This is a genomic window from Pseudomonas sp. SF2 (assembly GCF_036858055.1).
GTDB lineage: Bacteria > Pseudomonadota > Gammaproteobacteria > Pseudomonadales > Pseudomonadaceae > Aquipseudomonas.
The window spans coordinates 42405-54809 of the sequence record NZ_JAMBDI010000028.1; the positions used below are offsets into that span (position 1 = coordinate 42405).

At 63.9% G+C, this 12405-nt stretch carries 2 protein-coding genes; one reads left to right on the forward strand and one right to left on the reverse strand.

Annotation, left to right across the window (positions count from 1 at the left end):
- Positions 1–2 precede the first annotated feature (2 nt).
- The gene (locus tag M2S36_RS17235) at positions 3–1739 is read right to left on the reverse strand and encodes a type I secretion system permease/ATPase (RefSeq protein ID WP_207836200.1); all 1737 of its coding nucleotides are present in this window, start codon (positions 1737–1739) and stop codon (positions 3–5) included.
- Positions 1740–2283: 544 nt separating this feature from the next.
- Here M2S36_RS17235 and M2S36_RS17240 point away from each other — a divergent pair.
- Positions 2284–12405 (forward strand): peroxidase family protein (locus M2S36_RS17240; RefSeq protein WP_333957500.1); only part of this gene is annotated, 10122 nt, incomplete at its 3' end.

Consider the following 12405-nt stretch of genomic DNA (forward strand, 5'->3'; position numbering starts at 1 on the left):
GATCACTCCCGTGCTTTTACCGAAGCCAGCGGCGCAGCGGTTGCCGCCGGGATCACGCTGGCCTTGCGCAGCGCCGCGAACACTTCGTCGCGGCTGCCGAGCATGTGTACAGCGCCGTCACGCAGCATCAGCACCTTGTCGACCGCACACAGCACATTGGGCCGGTGGGAAATCAGGATTACCGTGGCACCGCGTGCCTTGAGTTCGGCCAGCGCATCGACCAGGGCCTTTTCGCCAACGTCATCGAGGTTGGCGTTGGGCTCGTCCAGCACTACCAGGTTCGGCTCGCCATACAGCGCACGGGCCAGGGCAATGCGTTGCTTCTGGCCACCGGACAGCGGGCTGCCGTCGGCGGCCAGACGAGTGTCGTAGCCCTGCGGGAAGCGCAGGATCATGTCGTGCACGCCGCTGCTGCGGGCAGCGCGGATCACCGCCTCGCTGTCCACTTCTGCGAAGCGTGCGATGTTCTCGGCGATGGTGCCCTCGAACAACTCCACGTCCTGCGGCAGGTAGCCGATCCACGGCCCCAGTTCGGCTTTGTTCCAGGTGAAGATATCGGCACCGTCCAGGCGCACCTTGCCGGCCTGGGTCGGCCACACGCCTACCAGCAGGCGGGCGAGGGTGGACTTGCCGGAGGCCGAAGGGCCGATGATGCCCAGGCTTTCACCCGGGACCAGGCTGAAGCTGACGCCGCGCACGATGTTGTTGCTGGTGCCGGGGGCGCCGGCGATCACGTTTTCCACGGCCAGCATGCCCAGTGGCCGCTGTAGCGACATGCTCGGTGGCCGCTGCGGGTAGTCGTGCAGCAGGTCGTTGAGCCGGCCCCAGGCGGAACGGCAGCCCAGCAGTTGCTTCCACGCGGCGATCACCTGCTCTACCGGGGCCAGGGCGCGGCCGGTGAGGATCGAGCAGGCGATCATCATGCCGGGGGTGATCTTGCCTTCGATTGCCAACAGTGCGCCGGCGCCAAGGATTACCGACTGCAAGGTAATGCGCACGAAGCGCCCGGTGCTGCTGATCAGCGCGGCGCGGTCGGAGGCCAGGGTCTGCATCTGCAGGATGCGCAAGTGGCCCTGGTACCAGCGCTTGCCGATCGCCGGCAGCATGCCCATGGCTTCGATCACTTCGGCGTTGCGCAGGTTGTTGTTGGCGTAGCTGGCCGACGACATGGCCGCCTGGTTGGCTTCGGCCAAGGGTTTTTGCGTGGCCTTTTCGGTGAGGTAGGCCAGGCCCACCAGAATCAGCGAGCCGATCAGCGTGACCAGCCCCAGCAGTGGGTGGATCAGGTAGCTGACCAGCAGGTAGATCGGCGTCCAGGGGGCATCGAAGAAGGCGAACAGGCCGTTGCCGGTCAGAAACTGCCGCACCTGCGCGAGGTCCTGCAGGGCCTGGGCCGGGTTGCCGCCGGCGCGGCTCAGGTTGCGCTCGAAGGCGGCGCTGAAGATGCGTCGGTTGAGGTCCATGTCGAGGAAGTTGCCTACCCGGATCAGCACGCGGGTGCGGACCATCTCCAGGGCTGACATCAGCATGAACAAACCGATCACCAGCAGGGTGAGCATGCTCAGGGTGGTGACGTTGCGGCTGACAAGAGCGCGGTCGTACACCTGCAACATATAAATTGCTGGCGTCAACATCATGACGTTTATGACACCGCTGAAGGCGGCCAAGGCAAAAAAGCTACGGCGCAGGCGGAACAGCACGTCGGCCAGCTCGGAACGAGTGCGTGGTGGCTTGTGCATCGGGGCCTCCCTTTTATCGCAAATCGGGAAGCCCTTGCGGCGCCCCGTACAGCGGTAGTCGTGGCTTCTGGCTGGCTCGCAGGCGGATCGCTCTTATGGCGAATGGTCCAAAACGCTGCGTAGCTCCCACATGCTGGAGCGTAGGTTGCAGCGACATGGACGGTAATATCGTTTCGCTCTATCGGGTCTTTGAAGTTTTCATAAGTGCCAATAAAACAGCTATTTGCAACGCATTATCATCGCGTGGTGTTTTTTTCGACGAAATATTGACAAGCTTTTCGCCTGCGACTTTAGTCTGATGTATTCGGACCCTGTGCGAGCTGGGGTCGATGCATGTGCGTTACAGCTGTATCGCATGCTTAACAACGCCCCCGGACAGTGGGTGCCGGCTTGCGAATGAGAAGGCCAGTGGGGCCGGCACAAGCGTGTTGTGCGCCCTGCGCCTGGAACACAGAACCAGTATCTGCGCACGTCAATACTGACTGGGCGCGGGAAGGACCCTGTTGCCCTGTGTCATCTCCCGACAGATCGAGGGCAATTTGAAATGGCCAATTTCAGCAAGTCGGACCTTGAATTCATCCTGCAACAGATTTTCATCGCCGAAGCCCACGCCGATGGCGCGAACCTGATCGACCTGCTGCCCAACAGCCAGGTACCGTTCGGTTTGCGCACCGTGGACGGCAGCTACAACAACCTGGTGACCGGGCAGAGTGAATTCGGTGCCTCCGACAACTCGTTCCTGCGCCTGCTCAGCCCCTCCTTCAGCGGCGATTATGCGGGCACCGGCACGGTCACCGATTCGCAACCACGCACCATCAGCAACCTGATAGTCGATCAGACGGCGAACAACCCGGCTGCGGTGGAGGCCAATGGCGGTGCTGCTCCGGTGATCAGCCCCGGCATCGATGGGGTGTTCGGCACCGCTGACGACACGCAAGTGTTCTTCATCCCCAACGTGTCGCCCGACGCCGGCCTGACCGCCGGCTTCAACGCCTGGATGACATTCTTCGGCCAGTTCTTCGACCACGGTCTGGACCTGGTCACCAAGAGCAGCACCGACTTCGTGTTCATCCCGCTGCAGCCGGACGACCCGCTGTTCGACCCCAACAGCCCGACCAACTTCATGGTGCTGCCGCGCGCCGTGCGTACCGCTGGCGCCGATGGCGTGGTGGGCACCGCCGACGATGGTCAGACCAACACCACTTCGCCGTTCGTCGACCAGAGCCAGACCTACAGCTCGCACCCCTCGCACCAGGTGTTCCTGCGTGAATACACGCTCAACGCCGCAGGCGACCCGGTAGCCACCGGACGGCTGATCACCAACCGTGACCTGGGCCCCGATGGCCGCTTTGGCACCGCCGACGATGGCAGTGGCGAAAGCGGTGGTATGGCCACCTGGGCAGTGGTCAAGGCCCAGGCCCGCGACCTGCTCGGCATCAACCTGACCGACGCCGACGTGCACAGCGTGCCACTGCTGGCCACCGACCCCTACGGCAACTTCGTGCGCGGGCCCAACGGCATGCCGCAGGTGGTGATGCGCGTGAGCAATGGTGCCGACGGCATCGCCGGTACCGCCGACGACGTCACCACGCTGGTCGAAGGCAACCGCGACGCGCCCATCAGCTTGGCCAATGCCGTGAGCAGCGGGCATGGCTTCCTTGACGACATCGCCCACAACGCCGCGCCGGTGATCGTGAATGGTGTGCTGCAGGCCGACGCCGATACTGCCGTCGGTAACGCGCAGCCGGTGGGGCCAGGTGGCAACAACCTTACCTACGACAACGAACTGCTCGACGCCCACTACATTGCAGGCGACGGCCGGGTCAACGAGAACATCGGCCTGACCGCCGTGCACCACGTTTTCCATTCCGAGCACAACCGCCTGGTGCAGCAGACCAAGGACACCCTGCTGGCCTCCGGTGACCTGGCGTTCCTCAACCAGTGGCTGATCGATGATGTCGCTGCCATCCCCACCACGCCCGCTGAAATCGCCGCGCTGGTATGGGACGGCGAGCGGCTGTTCCAGGCCGCCAAGTTCGGCACCGAAATGCAGTATCAGCACCTGGTGTTCGAAGAGTTCGCCCGCACCATCCAGCCGCAGATCGACGAGTTCCTGGCCCCCAATGGCTACGACACCTCGATCAACCCGGCCATCCTCGCCGAGTTCGCCCACGTGGTGTATCGGTTCGGCCACTCGATGCTGACCGAAACCGTCGACCGCTTCGACCCGGCGTTCAACCCGGTGTCAGCCGACCCGAACAACCCCGATCAGCAGCTTGGCCTGATCGCCGCCTTCCTCAACCCGCTGGCATTCGCCGGCAGTGGCGCAACCGCTGATGAAGCGGCCGGCGCGATCATCCGCGGCGTCACCCGCCAGCTGGGCAACGAAATCGACGAGTTCGTCACCGAAGCCCTGCGCAACAACCTGCTTGGCCTGCCGCTCGACCTGCCGGCGCTGAACATCGCCCGTGGCCGCGACACCGGCATCCCCACCCTGAATGAGGCACGCCGCGAGTTCTATGCTGCAACCGGCGACAGCCAGCTCAAGCCGTACATCAGCTGGGTCGATTTCGGCGACCACCTCAAGCACCCGGCGTCGCTGATCAACTTCATCGCCGCCTACGGCACCCACGCCAGCATCACCGGGGCAACCACCCTGGCCGATAAACGCGCCGCGGCCGTGGCGCTGGTGCTTGGCGGTGCCGGCGCGCCAGCGGACCGCCTGGACTTCCTCAACGGCACCGGTGCCTATGCCAACGTGACATTGGCCGGCGCGGACGGTATCGCCGGCACCGCCGACGATATCAGTGGGGTGACCGTTACCGGCGTCGATGACATCGACTTCTGGGTCGGTGGCCTGGCCGAGAAGAAAATGCCATTCGGCGGCATGCTCGGTTCCAGCTTCAACTTCGTCTTCGAAACCCAGCTGGAAGCCCTGCAGAACGGCGACCGGTTCTACTACCTGTCGCGTACCGCGGGCATGAACTTCGGCACCGAACTGGAGAACAACTCCTTCGCCAAGCTGATCATGGCCAACTCGGATGTGACTCACCTGTCCAACACTGTGTTCCTCACCCCAACCTTCACGCTCGAGGTGAACCAGGCCAACCAGTTCACCGGGCTGGGCGCCGATGGCCGGGCCGACCCGACCGGCGGGATCATGATCAACGGCGTGGAGATCGTACCGCTGGTGATCCGCGACAATCCCGATACCGTGGGCAGCGACACCAACTACCTGCACTACACCGGTGAAGACCATGTGGTACTGGGCGGCACCTCCGGCAACGACATCATCATCTCCGGCGAAGGCGACGATACTGTCTACGGCGACGCCGGTAACGACACGCTTGAAGGTGGCGCCGGTAACGATGCGGTACTGGGTGGCGCAGGTGACGACATCATCACCGACTCGTTCGGTGACAACCGTCTGGAAGGCAACGACGGCAACGACGTGATCGTCGCCGGCAGCATGCTGGCGGCCGGCAACCTGATCCTGGGTGGCAACGGCCAGGACTTCATCGTCACCACCGAAGACATCACCACCACCTTTGGCGGCCAGGGTGATGACTTCATCCTCGGCGCCAAGACCAACCTGCCACCTACCGGCAACGAGGGTGACGACTGGATCGAGAAGGGCACCCAGGACGGTGCGCCCGGCGACAACTTTGCGCCGCTGCTGGGTGATGAAGTGGTCGGCAACGACATCTTCGTCGGTGGCGGTGGCTTCGACGAAATGATCGGGGAGGGCGGCGACGACATCTTCGTCGGCAGTGACGCCCAGGACAAGATGGACGGCATGTCCGGTTTCGACTGGGTTACCAACAAGAATGACCAGGTTGGCGTCACCGTCGACCTGACCCTGGCCGCCCTGGCTCAGCCCCATGGCAACGCACCGAACCAGAACGCTGGCGTGTTCAACCCGGTCGGCGCCTCGCCGGCTTCCATCCTCGACCGCTTTGCCGAGGTCGAGGGCGTGTCCGGTTCGAACTTCGCCGACGTGCTCAAGGGCGACAACGTCGATGCCGTGACCATTGTCAACCATGGCGGTGCCACCGGCAGCGCCTTGACCAACGTCGCGTTGATCCGCGGCTTGCAACAGTTCCTGGCCGATGCCGGGTTGCCGACCACTGGCTTTGCCACCGGCAACATCATGCTCGGCGGCAATGGCAGCGACCTGATCGAAGGTCGCGGCGGCGATGACCTGATCGACGGCGACAAATGGCTCAACGTGCGCATCGCGGTGTATGCCGCCGATGACGTCAATCATACCGGCCCTGAAATCGCCAGCTTCGACAGCATGGTCGACATGATTCCGTTCATGCTCGACCGTACCTATAACCCTGGCCAGCTCAAGGCCGTGCGGGAAATCCTGCCCGGCACCTCGACGGGGGGCGCGGCGTTCGACACGGCTGTGTTCTCGGGGATTCAGAGCGAATACACGGTGACGCAGAACACCAAAGGTACGCTCGACACTTCCGATGATGTCTGGACGGTGACCGACAACGTGGCTGGCCGCGACGGCGTCGATACCCTGCTGCATATCGAGCGCTTGCAGTTCGCCGACAGCCAGCGGGTGCTGGTTGAGGGGCTGAATGCGCAGCCTACCGGCAGCCCGGCCATTACTGACGGCAACGGCGGTGCGATTACCGTGGGCGATGTCCTTACGGTAAACGTCGCCGGTGTGTTGGATGCCGACAACATCAGCGCCGGTAACCCCCAGGGTACGCTCGCCGACCGTTCGGTGTCGTACTACTGGCAGTTCGAGGCCACCCCGGGCAGTGGTGTGTTCGAGGACATCATCCTGCTGCCAGCCGGCGACCTGGCGTTCCAGAGCGCCGACGGCACCACATTCAAGGTGTCGCCAGACCTGGCCGGGCTAGCCCTGCGGGTCAAGGCGATCTACCAGGACGCCCACGGCACTACCGAAGTGCTGTTCTCCCAGCCCACCGCCGTGGTGCAGCCGGGCGCGCCTGTGGTAGTGACACCGGCCACGCCGGTGGTGGATGCCACTGCAGGCGGTGCCGGTCTGCACATGGTGCGCTCCGACCTCAACTTCATCCTCGACCAGATCAAGATCGCCGAGGCTGACGCCAACGGGGCAGACATCCTTTCGTTGCTGCCGAACATCCGTGCGCCGCTGGGCCTGCGGGCGGTGGATGGCTCGAACAACAACCTGATGAACCTCAATGGCATCAACAACACCGAGTTCGGTGCCAGCGACAATGTCTTCCCGCGCTTGACCGATCCGGTGTTCAACCCGGCCGAAGGTGCGCCTGCGGGCTTCTTCGGCCCTGGCTCGCCGGCCATTCCGGGCTCGTCGTACCAGCAGACCAGCGGCCCGGTGTTCGACTCGCAGCCGCGCACCATCAGCAACCTGGTCGTCGACCAGACCTCCAACAACCCGGCGGCCTATGCCACCGCGTATGATCCGGGTGCCGACGGCGTGCTCAACTTCGGCGCCGTTGGCAACGACGACGTGCTCAAGGACGGTGTGCGCATCGTCGCCAGCCCGGGCCTGGACGGCCAGTTCGGTACCGCTGACGACCACGACGTCTACCTGTTCGAGAACACCGCTGCCGATGCTGGCCTGTCCGCGCCGTTCAACGCCTGGATGACCTTCTTCGGGCAGTTCTTCGACCATGGCCTGGACCTGGTCACCAAAGGGGGCTCGGGCACCATCTACATCCCGCTGCAACCGGATGACCCGCTGTACGTGGAGGGCGGTTTCACCAACTTCATGGTGGTGACCCGTGCCACCAACCTGCCGGGGCCGGATGGCATCCTTGGTAACGCCGACGATATTCACGAGCACACCAACACCACCACGCCATTCGTGGACCAGAACCAGACCTACAGCTCGCATCCTTCGCACCAGGTGTTCCTGCGCTCTTATCTGATGACCGACGCTGGCCCGGTTGCCACTGGCCGGTTGATCACAAACCGTGACCTGGGTGCAGATGGCAAGTACGGTACCGCGGACGATACGGAAATCGGTGGCATGGCGACCTGGAAAGTGGTCAAGGCCCAGGCCCGTGACCTGCTTGGCATCAACCTGACCGATGCCGATGTCGACAACGTGCCGCTGCTGGCTACCGACGCCTACGGCAACTTCATCAAGGGGCCGAACGGCTTCCCGATGGTGGTGATGAAAGGGGCTGACGGCATTGCCGGCACTGCCGATGACGAGCAGATCGAGGGCAACCCGCTGGCGCCGATCGACCTGACCAACGCCGTACGCACCGGTCACCAGTTCCTTGCCGACATTGCCCACAATGCCGTGCCGGTGTTCAGTAATGGCGTGCTGGTACCTGATGCCGATACCGATGCGGGCAATGCCGTGCCGGTGAACCCGCAGACCGGTGCCAACCTGGCCTACGACAACGAGCTGCTCGATGCTCACTACATCGCCGGCGACGGCCGGGTCAACGAGAACATCGGCCTGACCGCCGTGCATGCGATATTCCACTCCGAGCACAACCGGCTGGTGGCACAGACCAAGGACACCGTGCTCGACTCGGGCGATCTGGCCTTCATCAACGAGTGGCTGCTCAACCCGCTGACCGCGCTGCCGGCCAATCAGGCCGAGATCGACGCGCTGGTGTGGAATGGTGAGCGCCTGTTCCAGGCGGCCAAGTTCGGTACCGAGATGCAGTATCAGCATTTGGTGTTCGAGGAGTTCGCCCGCACCGTGCAACCGCGGGTCGACCTGTTCTTCGCTCCGACCCAGGTGTATGACGTCGACCTCGATGCGTCGATCGTGGCCGAGTTCGCCCACACCGTGTACCGCTTCGGCCACTCGATGCTGACCGAGACTGTCGACCGCTTCAACGTCGACTTCACTGTCATCGGCGACCCGAACAGTGCCAACCCCGACCAGCAACTGGGCCTGATCGCGGCGTTCCTCAACCCGCTGGCGTATGCCGCCAGTGGCGTTACCCCCGAGGATGCCACCAGCGCCATCGTGCGCGGGGTCACCCGCCAGGCCGGTAACGAAATCGACGAGTTCGTCACCGAGGCGCTGCGCAACAACCTGCTCGGCCTGCCGCTGGACCTGCCGGCGATCAACATCGCCCGTGGCCGCGACGTCGGTATCCCCTCGCTGAACGCCGTGCGCCGCGACATCTACGCGCAAACCGGCGATACCCAGCTCAAGCCGTACACCAGCTGGGTCGACCTGGTGCAGCACCTGAAGCATCCGGAGTCGCTGATCAACTTCATCGCCGCCTACGGCACTCACAGCACCATCACCGGCGCCACCACGTTGCTGGAAAAACGCGCGGCGGCCATGGCCTTGGTGTTCGGCGGTGACGGTGCGCCAGCCGATCGCCTGGACTTCCTCAACAGCACCGGCGCCTACGCCAACGTCACCCTGCCTGGCAAGGATGGCGTGCTCGGCACCGCCGATGACCTGAGGGCGGTTACCGTGACCGGGGTCGATGCCATCGACCTGTGGATCGGCGGCCTGGCTGAAGCGAAAACCCCGTTCGGTGGCATGCTTGGCACTACCTTCAACTTCGTGTTCGAGAACCAGATGGAGAAACTGCAGGATGGCGACCGCTTCTACTACCTGGAGCGCACCGCTGGCCTGTCGATGAACGCCGAGCTGGAAAGCAACTCGTTCGCCAAGCTGATCATGGCCAACACCTCGGCCACCCACCTGCCGGGCCTGGTGTTCTCCGACCCGGGCTTCTACCTGGAAGTAGACCAGAGCAAGCAGTTCAACGAAGGCCTGGGCAGCGCCGACCCACTGGGCGAAAATGGCGAGCAGGTGGTGTTCCGCGACAGCCCGCTGACGGCAGGCCCGGACACCAACTACATCCGCTATGCCGGTGCCGAGCACATCGTGCTGGGCGGCACTGATGGTGATGACATCCTGGTGTCCAGCGAGGGTGACGACACGGTCTGGGGCGATGGTGGCAACGACCGCATCGAGGGTGGCGACGGCAACGACCAACTGCGTGGTGGTACCGGCGACGACATCATCAGCGACATGGGTGGTGACGACAATATCCAGGGCGGCGACGGCAACGATGTGCTGCACGGCGGTAATGGCATCAACCTGATTATCGGTGGTTTCGGCAACGACTTCATCGTCACCGGTGAGGACGCTTCCGAGGCCATTGGCGGCCAGGGCAATGACTTTATCCTGGGCAGCAAGGCCAACGAGCAGGACATGGGTAACGAAGGCGACGACTGGATCGAGAAGGGCACCTCGGACGGTGCGCCTGGCGACAACTTCGACCCGCTCGGCAACGACCCGGTCATTGGTCACGACGTGTTCATCGGTGGCAACGAGAACGACAAGTTCAACGGTGAAGGCGGCGACGACATCATGGTCGGCAGCCTGGGCTTCGGTGACCGCTACATCGGTGGCTCCGGTTACGACTGGGCAACCTTCAAGGACCTGGCCCAGGGCGTGACCATCGACTACAGTGACCGCTTCTTCGATGTGCCGCCGGTACCTGGCTCGGGTGCGTCTGCGCTGGTGCGCTTCGACATCATGGAAGGCCTGTCGGGCTCGGCCCATGGCGACTTCCTGCGCGGTGACAACGAAAACGCCGCCAGCCTGCCGACCAATGGCGCCACGGGCAGCGTGTTGACCAACATCAGCCTGATCGACGGCCTGGCCGGCCTGCTGGCTGCCGGGGCGACGTTCTACGATGGTGGCAACATCATCCTCGGCGGCAGTGGCAGCGACCTGATCGAAGGCCGTGGCGGTGACGATATCCTCGACGGTGACAAGTGGCTGAACGTGCGCATCAGCGTGCGCGCCAACAGCGACGGCACCGGCCCGGAAATCGCCAGCTACGACAGCATGGAGCCGATGGTGCCGCTGATGCTCAATGGCACCTACAACCCGGGCCAGCTGGTGATCATCCGCGAAATCCTCAACGGCACCGACAGCTACGACACGGCGGTGTTCTCGGGGGTGTCCACCGACTACAGCGTGGTGGTCGATGGCAACTCGGTGATCGTCACCGACCTGGTGGCCGGGCGTGATGGTGTCGACCACCTGACCGGTATCGAGCGCCTGCAGTTCTCCGACAGCTCGCAGGCTTCCGGCGTGGGCACTGCCGTCAACGCCGGCCCAACGGGCCACCTGGCGATCCTCGACGCTGCCACTGGTCTGCGTAACGACACATCGGTCAGCGGCCAGCTGCTGCGGGTGAGCAACGTGGCGGTGCACGATGCCGACAACGTCGGCGCAGGCAATGCCAGCGGTGCCGTCAACGGCCCGATTGCCTACTACTGGCAGGTCGAGCGCCTGCCGGGCTCGGGGGTGTACGAAGACATCACCTTCGTCGCCGCCGGCGAGGTCTCGCGGGCGATCGGCAGCACCTACCGGGTGACCGATGATGTAGCAGGCCTGAACATCCGCGTACGCGGAGTGTATCAGGACACCAAGGGCACGCTGGAAATCGTCGATTCGTCGCCGAACAACGCGCCGACCGCCGGGCCGACCGTGACCGGGCTGCTGGTGCAGAACCAGACCCTTACCGCCAACACCGCAACCATCGTCGATGCCGACGGGCTGAGCAACCCGCAGTTCACCTTCCAGTGGCAGTCCAACCGGGGCCTGGGCTGGGTCAATATTGCCGGTGCCATCAGCAGCACCTTTGTCCTCACCCAGGAACAGGTGGGGCAGAACATGCGGGTGTTGGTGAGCTACGTGGATGACGTCGGCGTACATGAAAGCATCGCCTCCGACATCCTCGATCCGGTGGCCAACGTCAACGATGCGCCCACCGGTGCCGTGCTGATCAGCGACACCACGCCAGTTCAGGGGCAGACGCTGACGGCACTTACCGGCACTATTGCCGACCTGGACGGGCTGGGTACGTTCAGCTTCCAGTGGCAGCAAGGTACGGGCGGCGTCTTCAGCGACATCATTGGTGCCACTGCGGCCACCTTCACCCCGGGCCTCGACCAGGGAGGCCAGCAATTGCAGGTGATCGTGCGCTACACCGACGCCTTCGGCGCGCAGGAGTCACTCACCTCGGCGGCGACTGCTGCAGTGCCAGGGTTGGCGCTGGTCGGCACCAATGGTGCCGATATCCTGATCGGGAGCGCGGGTAATGACGTGATCTCGGGCCTGGACGGTGCCGACCAGCTGTTCGGCGGGCTTGGCAACGACATCCTCAACGGCGGGCTTGGCGCGGATGCCATGACCGGCGGTGGTGGCAACGACACCTTCGTGGTCGACAACGTCGGCGACACGGTGAGCGAAGCGCTTAACGGCGGTGTCGACCTGGTGCAGACCAGCCTGGCCAGCTACACCTTGGGTGCCAACGTTGAAAACCTGACCTATACCGGGGTGGGCAACTTCATCGGCGGCGGTAATGCGCTGGACAACGTCATTACCGGTGGCGGTGGCAACGACCGGCTCAATGGCGGTGCAGGTGCGGACCGGCTAGTGGGTGGTCTCGGCAACGACACCTACGTGGTGGATAACGTTGGGGATCTGGTGTTCGAGGCTGCGGGGGCTGGTACGGATGACGTGCGTACCACCCTGGCCAACTATGTCCTGCGTTCCAACGTCGAAAACCTGACCTATATCGGGGTGGGCAACTTCATCGGTGGTGGCAACACGCTGGACAACATCCTCTTCGGCGGCGCTGGCAACGACCGGCTCAATGGCGGTGCGGGTGCGGACCGGCTAGTGGGT